This window comes from Veillonella absiana (assembly GCF_032970865.1).
Classification (GTDB): domain Bacteria; phylum Bacillota; class Negativicutes; order Veillonellales; family Veillonellaceae; genus Veillonella; species Veillonella absiana.
In genome coordinates this window covers 214,953-236,333 of record NZ_JAWJZB010000003.1, presented here as the reverse complement: position 1 = coordinate 236,333, position 21,381 = coordinate 214,953, and the positions used below count along the sequence as shown (strand labels likewise).

17 protein-coding genes are annotated in these 21,381 nt (G+C 39.6%); 1 reads left to right on the top strand and 16 read right to left on the bottom strand.

The window, feature by feature from the left end:
- Nucleotides 1-88 precede the first annotated feature (88 nt).
- The 3 genes from RVY80_RS03800 to RVY80_RS03790 form a co-directional block, all read right to left on the bottom strand.
- The gene (locus tag RVY80_RS03800; protein WP_317329721.1) at nt 89-310 is read right to left on the bottom strand and encodes a hypothetical protein; all 222 of its coding nucleotides are present in this window, start codon (nt 308-310) and stop codon (nt 89-91) included.
- A gap of 320 nt (nt 311-630) precedes the next feature.
- Entirely contained in the window at nt 631-3,099 is a 2,469-nt protein-coding gene (gene leuS, locus RVY80_RS03795; RefSeq protein ID WP_317329720.1) for a leucine--tRNA ligase, read from the bottom strand.
- A 115-nt stretch (nt 3,100-3,214) separates the two neighbouring features.
- Nucleotides 3,215-4,888 (bottom strand): glycosyl hydrolase family 18 protein, encoded by a 1,674-nt coding sequence (locus RVY80_RS03790; protein WP_317329719.1) that lies wholly within the window; start codon nt 4,886-4,888, stop codon nt 3,215-3,217.
- A 253-nt stretch (nt 4,889-5,141) separates the two neighbouring features.
- Between RVY80_RS03790 and lgt the strand changes: the two genes are divergently transcribed.
- Complete coding sequence (lgt, locus tag RVY80_RS03785; RefSeq protein ID WP_295188064.1) at nt 5,142-6,002, top strand: prolipoprotein diacylglyceryl transferase; 861 nt, start codon at nt 5,142-5,144, stop codon at nt 6,000-6,002.
- 52 nt (nt 6,003-6,054) lie between these two features.
- Here lgt and RVY80_RS03780 read toward each other — a convergent pair whose 3' ends face one another.
- The 13 genes from RVY80_RS03780 to glyS form a co-directional block, all read right to left on the bottom strand.
- The gene (locus tag RVY80_RS03780; RefSeq protein ID WP_295188066.1) at nt 6,055-6,393 is read right to left on the bottom strand and encodes a hypothetical protein; all 339 of its coding nucleotides are present in this window, start codon (nt 6,391-6,393) and stop codon (nt 6,055-6,057) included.
- Between the two features lie 156 nt (nt 6,394-6,549).
- Nucleotides 6,550-7,986, bottom strand: coding sequence for an ATP-dependent protease ATPase subunit HslU (gene hslU / locus RVY80_RS03775; RefSeq protein WP_317329718.1), 1,437 nt, complete (start codon nt 7,984-7,986; stop codon nt 6,550-6,552).
- A gap of 3 nt (nt 7,987-7,989) precedes the next feature.
- Nucleotides 7,990-8,532: an ATP-dependent protease subunit HslV gene (gene hslV / locus RVY80_RS03770; RefSeq protein WP_317329717.1), complete on the bottom strand. Its 543-nt coding sequence runs from the start codon at nt 8,530-8,532 to the stop codon at nt 7,990-7,992.
- Entirely contained in the window at nt 8,529-9,848 is a 1,320-nt protein-coding gene (gene trmFO / locus RVY80_RS03765) for a methylenetetrahydrofolate--tRNA-(uracil(54)-C(5))-methyltransferase (FADH(2)-oxidizing) TrmFO (protein ID WP_317329716.1), read from the bottom strand. Before trmFO ends, hslV begins: the two co-directional genes overlap by 4 nt.
- Nucleotides 9,849-9,878: 30 nt before the next feature.
- Nucleotides 9,879-12,362 (bottom strand): type I DNA topoisomerase, encoded by a 2,484-nt coding sequence (gene topA, locus RVY80_RS03760; RefSeq protein WP_295188072.1) that lies wholly within the window; start codon nt 12,360-12,362, stop codon nt 9,879-9,881.
- Nucleotides 12,352-13,503 carry a DNA-processing protein DprA gene (gene dprA, locus RVY80_RS03755; protein ID WP_317329715.1) on the bottom strand — a complete coding sequence of 384 codons (1,152 nt, stop codon included), beginning with the start codon at nt 13,501-13,503 and terminating at the stop codon, nt 12,352-12,354. The genes topA and dprA overlap by 11 nt, the downstream gene beginning before the upstream one ends.
- A 4-nt stretch (nt 13,504-13,507) precedes the next feature.
- A complete protein-coding gene (locus RVY80_RS03750) occupies nt 13,508-15,055 on the bottom strand; it encodes a YifB family Mg chelatase-like AAA ATPase (RefSeq protein WP_295188075.1) in 1,548 nt (515 codons plus the stop codon).
- A 56-nt stretch (nt 15,056-15,111) separates the two neighbouring features.
- Nucleotides 15,112-15,489 carry a YraN family protein gene (locus tag RVY80_RS03745; RefSeq protein ID WP_295188076.1) on the bottom strand — a complete coding sequence of 126 codons (378 nt, stop codon included), beginning with the start codon at nt 15,487-15,489 and terminating at the stop codon, nt 15,112-15,114.
- Nucleotides 15,490-15,870: 381 nt separating this feature from the next.
- Nucleotides 15,871-16,665, bottom strand: coding sequence for a ribonuclease HII (locus RVY80_RS03740; protein ID WP_295188077.1), 795 nt, complete (start codon nt 16,663-16,665; stop codon nt 15,871-15,873).
- Nucleotides 16,652-17,536, bottom strand: coding sequence for a ribosome biogenesis GTPase YlqF (gene ylqF / locus RVY80_RS03735; RefSeq protein WP_295188078.1), 885 nt, complete (start codon nt 17,534-17,536; stop codon nt 16,652-16,654). Before ylqF ends, RVY80_RS03740 begins: the two co-directional genes overlap by 14 nt.
- Nucleotides 17,537-17,685: 149 nt before the next feature.
- Nucleotides 17,686-18,027, bottom strand: coding sequence for a 50S ribosomal protein L19 (gene rplS, locus RVY80_RS03730; RefSeq protein WP_295188079.1), 342 nt, complete (start codon nt 18,025-18,027; stop codon nt 17,686-17,688).
- A gap of 109 nt (nt 18,028-18,136) precedes the next feature.
- Nucleotides 18,137-18,724, bottom strand: a complete 588-nt coding sequence (locus tag RVY80_RS03725; RefSeq protein ID WP_295192754.1) for a MarR family winged helix-turn-helix transcriptional regulator — start codon at nt 18,722-18,724, stop codon at nt 18,137-18,139.
- Between the two features lie 604 nt (nt 18,725-19,328).
- Nucleotides 19,329-21,380: a glycine--tRNA ligase subunit beta gene (gene glyS, locus RVY80_RS03720; RefSeq protein ID WP_317329714.1), complete on the bottom strand. Its 2,052-nt coding sequence runs from the start codon at nt 21,378-21,380 to the stop codon at nt 19,329-19,331.
- Nucleotide 21,381: the final 1 nt, after the last annotated feature.

The window sequence follows — 21,381 nt, the reverse complement described above, 5'->3', positions numbered from 1 at the left end:
ATTACCTAGAAAGTCCCTTGGGTATGATACGCCTGATGATTTATTTGAAGCTTATTTAGATACCGTCTATGCAGCTTAAATTATTTGGTTAAAGGTGTTCAATTTGAACTTGCAATTTTAGCATAAATATGAATATAAAAATACCACCTAATAAATACGATAAAATAATGGCTGGCCCTGCGAGCTCTATGGTTGCTGCAGACCCATAAAATAAACCAGTACCGATGGATGACCCTAAGGCAATCATTTGTAAATGGCGGTTTTTTAAACTACGCTTTAACGTACCCCCATTATGTAAATCTTGTCCCATTTTTCTAGTCCCCTTTACTCAATACAATAAAAAAGAAGGCATATTGCCTATAGATATATAAATATATACTATCAAAGAGGATTGTAAAAGACTAGAAATAGTAAACTATAACGGGTTATAAGTAAAAATAATTACAAAGCATTTTATACAGCTCAGAGTAATAACTCATCATTCGTAATTCTAAGAATAGAATCAAAAGATAGTAATTTTGGCTAATAAAAAACTGATCCTATAGTTAGTATCAACTAAATTAGGATCAGTTTTATAGTATAGGAGAAACCTTTAGAAATTATCTCACAAATGTATTCATTTTAGTGTAATTATTTCACAACGATGTTACAGATTTTACCAGGGATAATAATCACCTTAGCCACTGTTTTACCATCAGTGAATTCTTTTACACGGTCAGATGCGAAGGCTTGTTCTTCGATTTCTTCTTTTGTAGCAGATGTAGCCACAACGATTTTGTCACGAACTTTACCATTAACTTGAACGGCTAATTCGATTTCGTCTACTACGAGGGCTGCTTCTTCGTATACAGGCCATTGTTGAGCGTGAACGCTGTCAGTTTGACCAAGTTCATGCCACAATTCTTCTGTAATGTGTGGTGTGAATGGTGCCAATAACAATACAAGATTACGAGTCAATTCGTTAGCAAGGTTAGCATTAACGGATTCGTTTTTATCTTTGTGTTGGTACATAGCATTAACCAATTCCATTACAGCAGAAATAGCTGTATTGAAGTTAAAGTTATTATCAAGATCTTCTGTTACCTTTTTGATAACACGATGTAATTCACGACGAAGTGCTGTTTCTTCTTTTGTAAGGTCACCAGTTACGTTTTTAGCTGCCGCTTGTTGGTACGCATCAATGATACGCCATACTCGACCTAGGAAACGATAGGAACCTTCTACACCTTGGTCAGACCAATCAAGGTCACGATCCACAGGGGCCGCGAACAAGATGAATAGACGAGCTGTATCCGCACCGTAAGTATTTACGATTTCTTCTGGAGATACTACATTGCCCTTAGATTTAGACATTTTACTGCCTTCTTTAAGAACCATACCTTGTGTTAACAAACCTTTGAATGGTTCATTAGCCTCTACTAGGCCAAGGTCATGTAATACTTTCACAAAGAAACGGGAATATAACAAGTGCAAGATGGCATGTTCAATACCACCGATATATTGGTCAACATTCATCCAGTAATCAGCGATTTTTTTGTTGAACGCCTCTTTATCATTGCGAGCATCAGTGTAGCGAAGGAAATACCAAGAGGAATCGATGAACGTATCCATCGTATCTGTTTCGCGACGAGCTGGGCCACCACATTTAGGACATGTAGTATTCAAGAAGCTTTCAGATGTGGCCAATGGAGAAATCGCACCAGCCACGAAGTTTACGTCCTCAGGAAGACGAACTGGCAATTGATCCTCAGGAATCAATTGTTCACCACAATGTTCGCAGTAGCAAACAGGAATTGGCACGCCCCAGTAACGTTGACGAGAAATCAACCAGTCACGAAGACGGAAGTTTGTTTTACCTTCCCCAATGCCTTGTTCTTCAAAGCGTTTTGTAATAGCTACGCGAGTTTCTTCGGATGTTAAACCGTCGAATTCGCCAGAGTTTACAGTAATACCATCATCATGGTAGCTAGTTTGCCATGCATCCAAGGAGTATTCTTCACCCTCGTGAGACACAACAGGTTTTATTGGTAAATTATATTTTTTCGCAAATTCCCAGTCACGTTCATCATGTGCTGGGGAACCCATTACGGCACCTGTACCATAATCAACAAGTACATAGTTGGCAATCCAGATTGGCACATCTTCGCCACTCATTGGATTTTTAGCGTACGCACCAGTGAACATACCTTCTTTTTCAGCATCCGTAGATGTACGATCAATATCGCTCATGTTACGCATACGGTCCACGAAGGCACGTAATTCAGCTTCATTTTCTTTGCCGGAAATTAAACGTTCTGTAAATGGATGTTCTGGAGCCAATACGATATAGCTAACGCCATACACGGTATCAACACGAGTTGTATATACCGCAACGCGTTCGTTAATTTCAGGTACCTCGAAGGAGAATTGAGTCCCTTCAGAACGACCAATCCAGTTTTTTTGCATCAATTTAACGCGGCTAGGCCAGTGATCCAAAGTATCAAGATCATCAAGCAAACGGTCTGCATAATCAGTAATGCGCAAGAACCATTGGCTCAAGTCTTTCTTTTCTACCTTGTTATCACAACGCCAGCAAAGGCCATCGATAACTTGTTCATTAGCCAATACAGTATGGCAATGTTCACACCAGTTAACTTTAGCTTCTTTTTTGTATGCTAGGCCTTTTTTATAGAATTGTTGGAACAACCATTGTGTCCATTTGTAGTAATCTTCTTTACATGTAGCAACTTCACGATCCCAATCATAGGACAAACCTAGGGATTTTTGTTGCAATTTCATATTCTCAATGTTATCTAATGTCCAGTTTTTAGGCGCGATACCATGTTTAATAGCCGCATTTTCTGCAGGCATACCAAATGCATCCCACCCCATTGGATGAAGTACATTAAAACCTTTCATTTTTTTGAAACGAGCCACAACGTCACCGATAGAATAGTTACGAACATGGCCCATATGCAAGTTACCGGAAGGATACGGGAACATTTCTAGTACATAGTACTTTTCTTTGGATTCGTCATACTCAGTTTTAAAAGTATTGTGCTCTTGCCAATACTCTTGCCATTTCTTTTCTATATCTTGGGCTACATATTTTTCGTTCATGCCCGATCCTCCTCACAATTATAATGATAGACACCTATCATGCATTCGATACAATTACATTTTATTATAATACTAAGTAGCCTATAACGTCAATTATTCTATAGGTTTTCAGCCTTTAGGAATGTGTTCTAACTACGCGAACCATAGGGATATCTTCCTTTGTTGATTTAGTTTTCTCTTTTACAGTGGATTTCTTTCTCTTATCCTTATCTGTATGACTAGTTGAGGTATGTTTACCACCAAGATTTGCTTTGCTAATCAAATCCAATGTATTAGCATCTTCAAAGCCTTTACGCCACGCTGCAAAGCCAGCTAGTTTTAAATCCTTCACAAGATCTAATTTGTAGCCTAGGGAGTTATTATCTTCAAACCAAATTTGTTCAACTACTTTTGAGCCGGTAATTTTTTTAGGGGTCGTCGTAGTTGTTTTATTTCCAGCAGTATCATTATCCGTCATAGTTGAATTGCTTGTAGTTGCAGTTATATTATTGGCACTTGCATTGGTACTAACGACATTCGTGCTTAATACTTGCACTTCTACACCTATTATATCCCCTGCTTCTTTTGCCTCATTAATCACAGCCGCTTGCTTTTCTAATGAGTCTTGTTCAGCCTGTGTCTTAGCAGCAGCACTCACAGGGATTTCAAGGAAGTGCGTTTTTAATGTATCATTCCAGGTAATTTGATCTTTGTAATTTTCATAATACTGTGGTGTATCTTTGATTTGTAATGTTTTACCTTTGGCCTTGCCATCAGTAACAGTCCAAATACGCATGTAATAGGGAATACCTAATACTAGTTTGTTAGCAGGTACTTCCTTAAGCATATCCGTAGCATGACGTTTTACCCATGGATAACTGGCTACTGGGCCAGCCTTAGTACTGGAGGCCCAAGTTTCATCATAAGCCATAAGAACAACGTAGTCGACGCTTTCACTAAAGGCCTTGCGATTATATACCATAGACCAATCAGGACTGTCGGAATATCCCGTCACATCAATGGAGGTACGAATGTTATAGGTACGTAACGTGTCTGCTAGGTAAGCCACGAATTTCGTTAATGCATCACGGTCCTTGTAGCTGACATTTTCAAAGTCAAAATTATAGCCATCAAAGCCATAAATGTAGGCGTACTGTGCTAATTGTTGCACGTATGCATCCCACTTGGATTCGTTATTCACAACAGTGCTCGTGAATTTAGGGTCAAACTGATTAGAAATTAGTGGCCATACACGATATCCCTGATCTCTGTATGTTTGTACATAACTAGCATTAATATTTTTATTTAATTTCAACCCTTTATCTTGAAGTTCAAACCAAGATGGAGAAATAATATTATCCCCACTAGTATTCATCAATCCAGAATACGGCGTTGTCGTAAATGGATCAAAGGCCCACGACACTGGTCCTTTCATCTCAGGGGACGTACGTTTTTCCATTCGTATCGGTGCCGCATTGACCGTCACCACACCATTATTCACCGTATAGGTCACACCTAGTACGGCCGTTGCCAAATCCAAATCTACATATTGTTGCCCATCCTTTTGAATGATAGGCAATTTAATAGGCTCAGATTTCAGCGCATTGTCCATATACACGTAATCACCAGCCACACGCAAATGTGGCACATTAATAGTATATTCAGATTTATCTGCATTAGTCGTATAGGTATGCGTCGTTTTCGCAATGTACTCGTCAATAGGCACTAACGTTTCCGCCTGGCTAAGATTTGTATTCATTGCCAATAATAGACTAAGCATACTGGATACTGTCAAAAATCGTTTAATCATTATATCTCCTATAATATCGTGGACACCACACATATATTCCACAATTGTTTTATTATATCATATGAATTTATTTTATTTGTGTAAATCCAAGTACTTGGATATAATTTTAAGTACACGGCTACTTCGTTAAATAGTTTAAATTCATAATGCAAACAGACTCTATGACTGTAACATAGTTTCATTAGAGTATAGTGAACCAATATTTATTATGATTCATCAATTCAATATTCAAAATTAATCTATAGGAGATACCATGCATCAATATCTATTTTACATCGGAGATTTTCCCATCCGGGCCTACGGCCTACTCTTGGCGACAGCCATTATCTGTGGCGCTATCGTAGCCTATTATCTATTAAAAAAGGATGGTCGCGGTTGGCACACTCATGTTGTTGACTTTGCCATTACCGTTGCCATTGCAGGCCTCATCGGCGCTCGTCTATGGGATGTATTCTTCTTTGACTGGGCCTACTATAAAGATCACCTCTTGGAAATCCCCTTTGTGTGGCAAGGTGGCATGGCCATCCAAGGTGGTGTCGTGCTCGGTACCATTGCCGGTGTAATTTATACCAAGAAACATAATATTGACACCTGGGCCTTTGCCGATGTATTCGCACCAGCACTCATCCTCGCTCAATCCATTGGTCGTATGGCGAACCTCATGAATGGTGATGCCTTTGGAAATCCAACGGGCGGTAATTTCGGTATTCTCTATCCTGAAAGTACCCTAGCGTATCGCACCTACGGCAACCAACCATTATGGCCAGCCGAAGTCTGGGAAGGTCAAATCGACATTCTTATTTTCGTTGCCCTCTTATTGTTCAGCTCCTTCCGCCATGCTAAAGGCCAAGTATTCGTCCTCTACGCCATTCTGTACTCTGGCGCACGATTCTGCTTGGAATTCATCCGTGGTGATTATGTGAACCTCACTATGGGCCTCAAATCTGCTCAAATGACCAGCCTCATTGTTATGGTTATTGGCGTGATTATATTCTTGTATCTTGGGTATTTAGATCGTAAAAATAATCCTGTTGCTGACTCCATTGATGAAAGTTCAGAAACAACTGAAGTCGCTCAAAACAATTCAAAAAAAGTACATAAGAAACGCAAATAGTAAAAGGCTTCTACGCATATCTATAAGATAACGTAGAAGTCTTTTATGCAGACTATTTCCTAAACAATATAGTTTCGTTATACACAATTTCAATAAGTTGATTCTGTTCATTTAATACAAAACTACCAGTTAAACCACCTTTATGGATAAACACATATCTTCCATCAATATATTTTACATTATCTAAATATGGAATTGTATGCATATATAATTCTTTCCTAATTATTTCTGCTTCAGATTTAGTGCATCCAATAACGCCTCTTAAATATTCAATTTCTAATTGATCTTTAAGGTCTTGTGTCTTTTTAGTTCGTAAATAATCTCGCAAAATATTTACAGACCAATACATCATTGCCAGTGGAAAAATTAACTTCAATAAACTTAGTTCCATAGACTTATTTACTCCCCAAAAAACTTATCGTACACTATATGCCGCTGATATTCCTAAAAAGGCACTAACCACTAGATGTAGTTAGTGCCTATACTTATTTCAGCTCATTAAACTTATATCACTAGTTATAGCAATAATCACACATGTGATTATAAGTTACAAGATATAATTCGACAAATCCACATCCTGCACAATGGTTCCCAAACGCTCCATTACCATTTCAGCAGTTATGGTAACGTCTACTGGACTTTCAGGTGGAGCATTAAAGGAAATGTCCTGCAAGAGTTTTTCCAAAATTGTATGCAAACGACGAGCACCGATGTCCTCGGTTTCGTTGTTCACACGATATGCTAATTCCGCAATTTTATCGATGGATTCGTCTGTGAAGTGAATCGTTACATCGTCAGCCTTGAGGAGCATATGATATTGTTTCAACAACGCTTGTTCCGGTGTAGTCAAGATAGCCTTAAAATCCTCTTGTGTCAAACTATTCAATTCCACACGAATGGGGAAACGACCTTGTAATTCAGGAATCAAATCGGAGGGTTTGGACACATGAAATGCACCAGCAGCGATGAAGAGCATGTGCTCCGTTTTAATAGGGCCATATTTCGTATTTACCGTCGCACCTTCCACGATTGGCAAGATATCGCGTTGCACTCCTTCACGAGAAACATCGGCACCACTACGTTGGTTTGAGCTAGCAATTTTATCGAATTCATCAATGAACACAATGCCTTCGTGCTCCGCTTGGTACACGGCTTGTTCTGTAACAGCATCCATGTCGAGGAGTTTTTCTCCCTCTTCGTTGATGTAGATTTCACGAGCTTTACCCACAGTAGTATGACGTTTCTTAGTTTTGTTTGGCATCATGGAACCTAGCATATCTTGTAGATTGCTAGTGATTTCATCCGCATTGTTGCCCGCTAAAATGCCGGTAAAGGATTTTGGCGCCTCTGCTACATCAATTTCGATTTCACGATCATCCATCATACCAGCGACAAGACGATTATAAAACTCTTCACGTTTTTGACTGCGTTCAGCATCATCAGCTTTTTCTTCATCGGATTTTTCTGGTTCGATGGCTGTTTCATCGTTAGTTACAGTATTTTTATCAGCTGTGTTAAATAACATTTCCAAAGGGTTCGTGAACTTTTTGCCTTCATCTTTCACAGGTTTTGGCCATAAAATATCGAGCAAACGTTTGTTAGCAAGTTCAGTAGCTTTTACCTTTTGCTCCTCAATCATTTGTTCTTTCACCATGCGCACAGCATTTTCTACGAGGTCGCGAATCATTTGATCCACATCACGGCCTACATAGCCCACCTCTGTAAATTTAGTAGCCTCCACCTTGATAAATGGGGCTTTCATCAATTTCGCCAAACGACGAGCGATTTCCGTTTTACCTACACCAGTCGGTCCGATGAGGAGAATGTTTTTAGGCACGTATTCCTCGCGTACGTCCTCTGGCAATTGTTTCGCGCGCCAGCGATTACGAAGCGCAATGGCCACCATTTTTTTCGCATCTTGTTGGCCTACAATATATTTATCTAATTCCGAAACGATTTGTTTCGGTGTGTAATTCATTTCCATCGATTAACCCTCGATTTCCTCTACAATCACATTATGGTTCGTATACACGCAGATATCCGCTGCAATGTGCAAAGATTTTTCTGCAATTTCCTTTGCTGAAAGCTCTGTATTTAGCGTCAATGCACGTGCCGCTGCCAATGCATAATTGCCACCAGAACCGATGGCACAAATACCATCATCAGGTTCGATAACCTCGCCATTGCCAGATAGCATTAAAATGGTGTTGCCATCTGTTACGAGCAATAGAGCCTCTAAATTGCGGAGCACCTTGTCACTACGCCATTCCTTGGCAAGTTCCACAGCACTCCGTAATAATTGACCATTGTATTGATTGAGTTTTGCCTCAAACTTATCAAATAAAGAAAATGCATCTGCCACAGAACCAGCAAAACCAGAAATGATTTTACCGTTATAAAGGCGGCGTACTTTTTGTGCGGTATTTTTCATGACTATGGATTGGCCCATCGTCACTTGACCATCACCCGCGATGGCTACACGATTATCTTTTTTTACAGCACATATGGTGGTAGCGTGAAATTCAATCATACTAAACCTTCCTTCTCTTGTAATGCATGTAATTCCTCCAAGGCACGTTGTGCAATGAGGCCATTTTTTTCTTTTTTCTTACGAATACGTTGTGGCCATGGATCCATAATACCAAAGTTCACATTCATAGGTTGAAAATTAGAACCTTCATAATTGGAAATGTATTGGCTCAACGCACCAACAGCCGTTGTTTTTGGGAACTCGATGAACTGACGTTCTTCACAGAGACGGCCCACTTGTAAACCCACCATCAAACCAGATGCAGCAGATTCCAAATAACCTTCTACACCTGTCATTTGACCGGCAAAGAATAAACGACCATCTTGTTTTAATTGGAATGCATGATTCAACAATTCTGGGGAATTGATATACGTATTACGATGCATTACGCCATAACGAATGAAATCTGCATTTTCAAGGCCTGGGATCAAGCCGAATACACGTTTTTGTTCGCCCCATTTTAAATGCGTTTGGAAACCAACTAGATTATACATAGTGGCTTCTTTATTTTCCTTACGTAATTGAACGACTGCATAGGATTCCTCGTTTGTCCGTTTATCTACGAGACCTACTGGTTTTAACGGTCCATAACGAAGGGTGTCCTTCCCACGGCTCGCCATAATTTCAACAGGCATACAACCTTCAAAATAGATTTCTTTTTCAAAATCCTTTGGTTGTACTGCTTCTGCGGTAGTCAATTCATGCCAGAAGTGTTTGTATTCTTCCTCTGTCATTGGGCAGTTCAAATAATCTGCATCGCCTTTATCATAGCGAGACGCAGCGAATACCTTATCATAATTTAAGGACTCTGCTGTCACAATAGGTGCTGCAGCATCATAGAAATAGAAACTAGTTTCGCCTGTAAGTTCGCGGATTTTATTCCCTAATGTTTCAGATGTCAACGGACCTGTTGCAATAACCACCACACCGTCTTGAGGAATGTCTGTTACCTCTTCGCGATGAACAGTAATCAATGGGTTTTCAGACACCTTCTTGGTTACCATTTCGCTAAATAAGTTACGATCTACGGCCAATGCACCACCGGCTGGAACAGCTGTGGCATCCGCACATTCCATGATAAGGGAACCGAGACGTCTCATCTCTTCTTTTAACAAACCTACGGCATTTTCAATATTGCCCGCACGTAGTGAATTACTGCATACGAGCTCTGCAAATTGTTCCGTTTGATGAGCCGGTGATGTTTTCACAGGTCTCATTTCATATAAATCAACTTGGATTTCTTGTTTGGCTAATTGCCAAGCTGCCTCAGAGCCAGCCAGGCCGGCCCCGATAACAGTTACTTTATTTGTTTTCACATCAAACTCCTTATAGGATACTTGTATTTATTAATCTGCTATATCTTCAGATTTCTTAGTTTTTTTAGTATTAGTTTTTTTAGCTGCTGTCTTCTTAACTGTTTTCTTTGTTATATCTGTTTCAGCAGCTACTATCTCAACAGCCTCAGTAGATTCTGTGGCCTTTTTGCGAGTACGTTTTGGCGGTCTTGTGGAACATTCTTCATTAGAGCAGTATTTTTTTACTGTTCCATTTTTATATTCCTTTTGTACCATGATGCTGCCACAAGTGTCGCAGAATTCATTAATTGGTTTATCCCAGGCAGTAAAATCACATTTTGGATAGCGTTCGCAACCATAGAATACACGTCCACGTTTAGATTTACGTTGTACAATTTCGCCTTCTTTACATTTTGGACATGTCACCCCAGTACCTACGGTAATAGGTTTTGTATTTTTACAATCTGGGAAATTAGAACATGCTAAGAAGCGACCAAATTTACCAAATTTATATACCATTGGACTACCGCAAAGTTCACAAGTTTCGCCACTTTCAGTAGCCGCGATTTGAACCCGTTCCACATTGCTGGCTGCCTCTAGTTCTTCGGCAAAGATTTTATAGAACTCGCCCAGCACGTGTTGGTACGTTTCCTTACCATTAGCCACTTCGTCTAGTTCTTCCTCTAGATCGGCGGTAAATCCAGTATTAATGATTTTACCGAAATATTCCTTAAGAAAATCTACCACTACAAAACCAAGTTCTGTGGGTACGAATTGTTTATTCGTATTTTCCACATAGTTACGGCTAACAATAGTATCAAGAATTGGTGCATATGTACTAGGACGACCAATGCCTAATTCCTCAAGAGTTTTAATCAAGCTAGCCTCAGAATAACGAGCTGGTGGTTGTGTGAAATGTTGTTCCGGCGTAATGTCCATATTTTCCACAGCATCACCTTTTTTTAGCAATGGTAATTGCGGTGTTTCCTCTTTTTTAGCATCTTCGTAAACGGCGATAAACCCAGGGAAAATTACCTTGGACCCACTAGCCTTGAATGTATAATCCTCTTTAGCAACCATTTCAATAGTTAACAATTCTGATTGTTGGGGCGCCATTTGGCTCGCCATAAAACGATTCCAAATCAATGTATATAATTTCAATTCCTCTTTTGTAAGGAATGGTTCCACCATTTTAGGTGTTAATTCCAAGGACGTAGGACGAATCGCCTCATGGGCATCTTGGGCTGAGTCTTTGGAACCATAGAAATTAGGTTTTGCTGGATAGTAGCTTTCACCATAGGTACGAATGATATAATCGCGGGCTGCACTCACCATTTCCTTGGCGATACGCGTGGAATCGGTACGCATGTATGTAATGAGACCTACGTGACCGTAACTGCCGATTTCCTTACCTTCGTACAAATGTTGGGCAATCATCATAGTACGTTTCGCACCAAAATTCAATTTACGAACACCATCTTGTTGCAATGTGGATGTGGTAAACGGCGGTTGTGCCTTGCGAGATCGCTTGCGTTTTTCAACGGCAACGACGGATACTGGTGCCTGTTCTACATCAGCCTTGATAGCATTTGCATCGGCCTCATTAGTGACGTCTAATTTTTCACCCTTAATATGCGTGAGCACTGCTGTAAATTCTTCGCCCTCTGTTGTTTTGAAAGTACCGTCAATGGACCAATATTCTTCTGGAATGAAGGACTGAATTTCCCGTTCCCGTTCGCAGATGAGACGAACCGCAACGGATTGAACACGACCAGCACTCAAGCCCTTACAGACCTTTTTCCATAATAATGGGCTCAATTTATAACCCACAATACGGTCAAGCATGCGGCGCGCTTGTTGGGCATCCACCATGTTCATATCGATGGTGCGTGGATGCTCAATGGCCTCTGCAACCGCTGTTTTTGTGATTTCGTTAAATGTAATACGACAATTTGTCTTGTCATCCACATTCAAAATGTACGCTAAATGCCAAGAAATAGCCTCCCCTTCGCGGTCCGGGTCAGTTGCGAGGAGTATAGCACTACTCTTATCTGCTGTAGCAACGAGATCATCGATAGTTTTCTTGCGACCTTCTAAATTACGATATTTTGGGGTAAAGCCATTTTCAATGTCGATACCAATTTGTGTTTTTGGTAAGTCTCGTAAATGGCCCATACTAGCCTTAACTACATAATTAGGGCCCAGAAATTTCTCGATAGTTTTAGATTTTGCTGGGGATTCCACGATAACCAAAACTTTGCCATCTGGTTGGTATACACGTGGTTCACGATTGATGATAGTAGGTGTACTTTTTAGTACTTTTTTATCATGCACGATACCTACCGTTGTAGTAGGTTCCTTCGTTTTTTTAGTTTTTGCTTCTTTAGTTGTACTAGCTTTCTTGCTAGGTTTTGTACTCTTTGTTGATTCTTTTTTAGCAGTGGATGCTTTTTTAGTTGTTTCAACGGTACCGGAACTATCTTGTTCCTTTTTATCCTTTGGTTCACCAATTACGATGGTACGTTTAATGGACAAGTACATCACTCCTGTTTTGACATAATATATAACCGCGAGAAGGTATCTTCTCTACGATCTGCTTCATTTCTAACTCTAGTAATAAACTATAGATTTTATCCATAGGAATGCGAGTATCTTGATACAATTCATTAATTGAAATAGCCCGATTTGTAGGGATGGCCTTAATCAAGTTACTTTCTTCCAAACTAAAGCTTAACATACTAGACTTGGATATGTCACTATCTTTTATGTCTTTTGTCATGGCCCAACCAAAATCCTCCATAATATCTTCTGGTTTCGTTAATACATGGGCACCTTGTCGCAATAGCCAATGGCAACCGTCGGCATAATGCTCCAAAACATTACCAGGCACCACATAGACTTCTCGTCCAGAATTGATGGACATATCTGCAGTCGTCAATGAGCCGCTACTGGCCCGTGCCTCCACAACGATGACCGCCTGTGAAAGTCCGCTAATAATCCGATTTCTAGCAGGGAAATTTTTAGCATGAGGTGGCATAAATGGCGGATACTCAGAAACGAGTAATCCCTTTTGATCAATAATTTGATTGAATAATTTTTTATTTTCTGGAGGATATGTTTGCTCTAATCCACAACCCATAACAGCTATAGTATGTCCATGTCCCAATAGCGCTCCCTCGTGACTGGCACTATCGATACCTCTAGCTCCACCACTAACAATGATAACTCCATAATTAGCGAAACTTTTACCAAAGTGTTTCGCTACATTACGAGCATAATCTGTACATTTTCGAGCCCCTACCATGGCTATGATTCGCTCAGATTTTTTTAAAAGTTCAATATTGCCTTTCACAAAGAGCACCGCCGGCGGATTATATATTTCCTGTAGGCGAGCCGGGAACAGCACATCTAAATACGTTACATACCCAATATGGTAATGACGGAGCGCCGCGTAAAGATTCGTCAGAGTTCTATCATTAGCTGATTTACATATGGCATTTTTTCGATGTTCAGGAATGGCAGAAATCGTGTCTACCTTATCTCTATCACCTAGCGCACACCATGCCTTGTAAGGATTACCAAATCGATCAACTAAGAGTCGTATGGTCGCAGCCCCAAGATTTTGAATACATTGCATGGCAGCTATATAAAAATTCATTTCATATTGTTGTGTCATTCCCTTATCCCCTTTCCTTACGATAAGCCATAGCCTCGGCTATATGTTCTCTTTCAATACATTCAGCCCCATCTAAATCAGCAATGGTGCGTGCCACCTTTAAAATCCTGTCATAAGACCTTGCACTCAAATGAAATTGTCTAAATACCGTGTTGATTAAATCCTCCGCCTCACTAGATAGCACACAAAATTTCCGAACTGCTCGATGCGTCATCTGACCATTGAGTTGAAAGGATTCCCCCTTATAGCGTTCAAATTGTAATGCGCGAGCTTGCTCTACATTCTCTCGCATCGCTTTTGATGACCATCGTTCATCAGGCTCAGACTGTTGTTGTAATTCAAATAACTCCGGCCGGTCCACATAAATTTGTAAATCCATTCTGTCTTGCAATGGACCAGATATTTTATACAAATATTTTTTTATTTCCCCATCCGTACAGATGCAATTGTGATAAGGATCTCCATAATATCCACAAGGACATGGATTCGATGCGAGTACCAATATAAATTCTGCGGGATAGGTATAATTGCCATATACACGTGAAATGGATATCGTATAAGACTCTAATGGCTGCCGTAAAGCATCTAATAACTCACGCTTGCATTCTGGAGCCTCATCGATGAATAATACGCCCTTATGGGCTAATGTAATCTCTCCAGGCCTAACCGATTGACCTCCACCAATCAAGCTGGCTAGGGTCGCTGTATGATGAGGCGCACGAAATGGCCTTTGTTGCATTAAATGATGTCCCGTTAATAGTCCAGCAATATTATGAATCTTACTAACCTCTAATTGTTCATCCTTCGATAATATGGGCAATATTGTGGGCAATCGTTTGGCCATCATCGTCTTACCCGCCCCAGGTGGTCCCACCATTATAATATGGTGAAAGCCTGCGGCCGCTATTTCCATACCACGTTTAGCAAACACTTGGCCTTGTACATCAGAGAAATCGTATTCATTATTTATATTCAACTCAATTTTATCCGTTGATTGCTCTAGATAATCTTGACGTTCTAATGTATTCTTTTCAATACCTCTTACTAGATTCTCTAAATTAGATGCACCAAAAATATCTAGCGATTCAATACAACTGGCTACTGCACTATTTTCTATGCCTGTATAAATACGTTCATACATCGATTCATAGGACTGGACAGCCATAGCCAATAATCCATTGATAGGTTTAATATGACCTTCTAGCGAGAGTTCACCAATAAATACACTCTTCGCCAATAATTGATTCCGCTTTGGTTTTCGTAATTTGATTTGTCCTGATGCCTCTAATATACCGATAGCAATGGCTAAATCTAGACCGGAACTCTGTTTACGTAAATCAGCAGGTGCTAAATTTACTACAATACGTCGCATGGGAAATTCAAAACCACTGTTTCGTATAGCTGCCTTCACACGTTCTCTCGATTCTTTCACAGACTGATTTGGCAAACCCACAATATCTAAACTAGGTAAGCCCGCCGATATATCCACCTCGACGGTTACAATATATCCTTGTAATCCATCTATAGTAGCACCATTTATCTTTGCATACATATACACACCTCACATAAGAGAAATAATTTCTGCACACATTGCAATTTCAACAACCGTTAAAATGCATCCTCAATAAATCGTATGCGACAAGTATTATCGTTGTACACATAGATTTCAATAAAATCAAAAGATAATTCATCCCAATCTACATTATTTTGATACATGTCAGATACATAAATCATAGCAGTTCGTTTGATATGTAATTGTTTCTTTTTAGAAATAGCCTCACAGCCCAAGCCAAATTGAGTACCTCTCCGTGTTTTCACCTCAATAAAATGATATGTTTTCCCCTTTATAGCGATAATATCAATCTCACCTAGTTTTGTCTTATAATTAGCTCCTACTATAACAAACCCTTGACGCTCTAAAAATTGTAACGCCTTTGCTTCGCCTAATATACCAAGTTCATGGGCATCTACTTCTACAATCTTCATAATCCACCTCCACACACAGACACTTAGAAACTTATCAATCTTGCAATTTTTAACTATACATGTCACTCAACTAGCCTTTTATATCCTCATAATAGTTGATGTTCCCTGTGAAAGTAAATACTTTCGGATTGACCATTAGTCACTTTTGCTCCTATTAGTCACTTTGTTGAATAGCAGCAACATGTGTAACGCAAGTTCACCTCAGTTCTTTTCACGTTCGAATGCCCATACAATATGGCAATATGGCAATCTAACAATTCAAAGATCATAATAATGGCATAGAAAAACACCATGCGATCCATAAGGTTCACATGGTGTTACTTCAACATATTTCATGCTGAAACAATATATATTGATTTATTGTTACTCGATATAACATTATTATTTTTTCACCCATCCAACGATGGATTTCACAGGTTCAAAGCTCTTACGATGCAATGGTGTAACACCTTGTAATTCAATAGCGTCCTTGTGAAGGTCTGTATAGTACCCTTTATGGATAGCAAAGCCATAGCCAGGGTATTCATCCTCTAATGAGGCCATATATCGATCACGGGTGACCTTAGCAATAATACTAGCGGCCGCAATGTTCGCACTTTTACTATCACCTTTAATAATGGACTCGACGGGAATTGTAAGGTCTGGTAATTTCATGGCATCTGCCACTACTGCCTCAGCTGGTACCGCTAATGTACGGATAGCTTCATACATAGCCTGACGTGTAGCCTCATAGATATTGAGTTCATCAATTTTCTCTGGTCCATAGGATACACAAGAAACAGTAATCGCCTTTTCCATGATTTCATCATAAAGGGCTTCACGTTTTTGTTCGGATAACTTTTTAGAATCATTAAGACCACCGATGAATGTATGAGGTGGCAAAATTACGGCTGCCACAGTCACAGGGCCAGCAATTGGTCCACGACCTACTTCATCAACGCCTGCCACATGATATAGACCATCCTCGTAGAACATGCCTTCGTAATCATACATTTTTTCAATGCGTTGTTGTTCCTCAAGAACTTTTTTCTGACGCATCACATAGGCCGCTGCCAATTTACGAACAGAACTGCGCTCATCTTCTTGGGCCCACATGAGGTCCTCGAAATCAACTGTGCCACTCAAGAGCTCTTTGATGTCTTTCACCTTAAGTTGACTAAACTCACTCTTCAACATAGTATGGTTCCTCGTCTACTGTATCAAGTGTAATATTACCTAGTTTTGCATTACGATAATCAGCCAATACGATACGTCTAGCCTTGTCTAGGTCAACAATCCCGCCACTAACGAGACAGCCTCTACGACGGCCAATATTTTCAAGAATATCGTCGAGGTTTTCCATTTCCTCTGGTTTTAATTTATACCGTTCTACCAAAATCTCTGGCGTGTTATCTTTCAAATGACCAAGCAATTGTTTCATTACATTTTCAAGATCATATACATCATCCGAAATAGCCCCTGTCATAGCAAGGCGTGCTGCCGCACGTTGATCCTCTAATTTAGGCCACAATACACCTGGTGTATCCAATAATTCCATGTTCTTACCGATTTTAACCCATTGTTGACCACGCGTATGACCAGCCTTGTTCGCCGTACGTGTCGCCGCAGAACCTGCAAGGGAATTGATTAACGTGGATTTACCAACATTTGGTATGCCCAGAATAATAGTACGAATAGAACGACTACGAATGCCTTTATTCAACCAACGTTCAATGATGGGTTTGCTCAATTGTTCCACCGCACGAATAAGTGCTTTGTTTCCCTTACCAGATTTAGAATCGATAGCTAATACCGTGATTCCTTTGCTAGCCAAAAACTCAGTCCATTCCTTCGTCGCAGCTGGATCAGCCAAATCGACCTTATTTAGCAAAATAATATGTGGTTTTTGATTGATTAATTCAATAATCACAGGATTCGCACTACTGCGAGGAATACGCGCATCTAACAATTCGATGACTACGTCTACCTTTTTAATATATTCTTGAATCATACGAGTGGCTTTGGCCATATGTCCAGGGAACCAATGTACAATTGGAGAGTCTACCATAGTATATCCTTTCTGTGAAAGCTACGTTATCTTATATATTTTTTATTATACTATATTTTAAATACCCTCGCTAAAACATAGGGTACTACCATTTCTATTTCTTATTTAGTAAAAAATAAAAGGCTGCCATAGGCAGCCTTTTATGAGGATTAGCGTTTTTCGCGAATACGCGCAGCTTTACCAGTAAGGTTACGTAAGTAGTACAATTTAGCACGACGAACGATACCACGACGCATCAACTCGATTTTTGCAAGACGTGGGCTGTGAAGTGGGAATGTACGTTCTACACCTACACCAGATGCAATACGACGAACTGTGAAAGTTTCACGTACGCCACCGTTTTTACGGTTAATTACCAAACCTTCGAAGATTTGGATACGTTCGCGAGTACCTTCGACAACTTTTACGTGAACGCGTACTGTATCACCAGCACGGAATTCAGGAATGTCTGTACGAAGTTGTTCTTGTTCGAGCACGTTAATAATGTTCATGTTTCCTCCTATATTGCAGACATTCTTTAACTACACCTTATAGCCAGCGGACTGTCTCAAATTAACAGAAATAATATACCACATTTAACGCATCAAATGCAAGGTCTTTTTATTTCTTGATTTTATTAAGTAATTCAAATAATTGGTCTTTTTCCTCAACGCTTAAGTCTTGGAATAGCTCTTCTAATTTGGAGTCTTGTTCTTGTTTAGCTTCTTCAGCTTTCACTTGTCCTTTTTCAGTTAATGAAATAATAGTAACACGTTTATCTGCATCATCCGCAGTTTTTGTTACATACCCATGAGCTGCTAAAATATCTACTTGTTCAGATACAGAAGCTGGTTGAATCCCTACCACTTCTACTAAATCCTTTTGTTTTGCCCCTTCTGGTTGATTCAACAAAGCAACTAGAATACGGTTACGAGAGCTTTCGCGGCCTTTTCTACATTTTCCGCCTTTTCCCTCTGTACCTTGGGCTACTACAGTTTCACCTGCAGCCGCTGCTGCAGCTGCACGTCTTGCCTTACAACCACAACCAGGACCACCATGGACATGTCCTTCACCATGATGATGTGCACCGTGCCCATGTTCGCCATGCTCACCATGATGATGTTTACCATGACCGCCTTTACCGTGCCCTTTGCCACCCACTAAAGAACGTAATGCTTCGAATAATTCTAAATTTGTTACATTTGCCATCGGTATATCTCCTTGAATGTTTAATCCTAATAGATCTAATTTAATATATTTTCACACTACTGTGTGAGTTTAATAATTTTCACGCTTCTACATGAGATGATTCTAATATAATCATCAATAGGCTTAAATCGCACATCTTCTTATCATGTACTGGTATTAATAAAAATTAACTTCTTATAATAGTTAGGTACCTAATTAAATTATACCAAATAATATAGAATAGTCAATTAGTTAGATTCCGAATTAATCTTTTATTTTTTACTATATATCTTTTTTACTTTCACAGAATAAAACGTATATTAAGCGGCTCATTCAATGGAAAATGAAAAAGACCCTACACCAATACAATGTATTAATGTAGAGAATAATTAATCAACTATGTAATTCTATCAATTGTTAGTCTTTCTTAAACTAGACAGATAAATTACTCTCATGGCACAATGGAAAATAAAGATACCTTACATTACTGAATTAATCACATTAGCATAATTTAGACAAACGTAAAAACCCCTGGTAACTAGTTTCTACAGCGACATTCGGCTTTGCCGTCAGGATCGAGGGAACTAGTTACCAGGGGTTTACCATATCCAATTAGAACTAGGGATTATTTTAGTTTAGACACATCACCTATCACAGCGATAACGCTATAAGCTAAGCGCACCAACTGTAAACGATTAGCTTTAATTACTTCATCTTTGTCCATAACCATTACATCTTCAAAGAACTTATTAATGCTATCTACCAATGTAGCAGGCACAGCTACTACGCCAGCATAATCCATGTTGTCCCATGCTTCTTGGCTCACTGCAGCAGCTTTTGTAGCATCAGCGAACAATGCTTTTTCAGCATCTTCTACTAATTTGCTTTCATCAACGCCTGTGTAAGTTACATCTTTCACCAAGTTGTACATACGAGTGTAAGCTTGAACAAGTTCAACGTTTTCATCAATGCGGTTATTCATTACTGCGTTTGCCAAACCTTCAGCATCAGCAACGGACAATGCAGTGTTGGACAACAACAAGTCGATTACATGATGAGGAATTTGACGATCAAGGTAGATATTTTTCAAACGCAATGTGAAGAATTCTTCCAATTGACCTTGTAATTCAGCTTGTTTATCCGCTGGAACATTAAGTAAATTCATAGCAGCCACGAAGATTGGTCCAAGATTTACATTCCATTTGGATTCAAGCAAGATGTTCAAGATACCGATAGTTTGACGACGTAAAGCATATGGATCTTGAGAACCTGTAGGAATTAAACCACGGCTAAATGTAGCCACGATGTTGTCTACTTTATCAATGATGGACAATACTTTACCAGTATCAGTTTTTGGCAATACATCGCCAGCAAAACGTGGTAAGTATTGTTCGAAAATAGCTTCTGCTACTTCTGGGGATTCACCGTCAAGCAAGGCATATTCTTTACCCATTACACCTTGTAATTCAGTGAATTCTGTAACCATACCAGTTGTTAAATCTGTTTTCGCCAACAATGTAGCGCGTTCTAATTCAACTGCTGCATCTTCATCAAGTTCACAGGCTTCGCCAAATACACGGCCTAATTCAAGTAAACGTTTTGTTTTATCAGCTAAGTTGCCAAGACCTTCTTGGAATACGATTTTAGTAAGGCCTTCTTCACGGTCGATTAATGCTTTTTTACGGTCTTCATTAAAGAAGAATTTCGCATCATCAAGACGAGCACGTAATACACGTTCGTTACCAACTTGAACAACTTCGATGGATTTATCGTTACCATTACGAACTGTAAGGAACATTGGTAATAATTTACCATCTTTGCTCATCAATGGGAAGTAACGTTGATGGTCTTTCATTGGTGTAATGATAGCTGCATCAGGCAATGCCAAGTAGGAATCTTCGAAACCACCGCAAAGTGCTGTTGGCCATTCTACGAGGTACAAGATTTCTTCTAATAAATCATCATCCCATACGATATCTGCATTTTTTTCTGCAGCGATGGCGAATAATTGTTCTTTAATCACTTCGCGACGTTTGTTTTGGTCAACCATAACGAAGTTCTTTTCTAATGTAGCAACATAGTCTGCAGGGTTAGCAATAACGAATTCACTTTCACCAAGGAAACGATGACCACGAGATACATTACCAGATTGAACGGTTGCGAATTCCACTGGAATTACTTGATCATCCAACAATGCTACTAACCAACGTACTGGGCGTACGAATTTATCATCTAAATTACCCCAATGCATGGATTTAGGGAAATTCAAACCACTGATTAATTGTGGCAAGATTTCTTTTACGATATCCTCTGCAGATACGCCTTTGGAAGTAGTTTCTGCGAAGATGTAACCATCCTCTACTACGAGATCAGCTACGTCTAAACCTTTACCACGAGCAAAACCGATAGCTGCTTTTGTAGCATTACCGTCAGCATCATAGGCGATAGATACGGATGGACCTTTATGGCGTTCGCTGATGTCAGCAGATTGGTCTGCTAAGTCTTTCACCAATACAGCAACACGACGAGGTGTTCCATATGTTGTGACAGTGCCGAAAGGAAGATGTGCATCTTGTAATTTTTGAGCTGTCAAATCTTGTAATTGTTGCAAGATACTAGGCATAAATCCTGCAGGAATTTCCTCAGCCCCGATTTCAAATAATAAATCTTTAGCCATC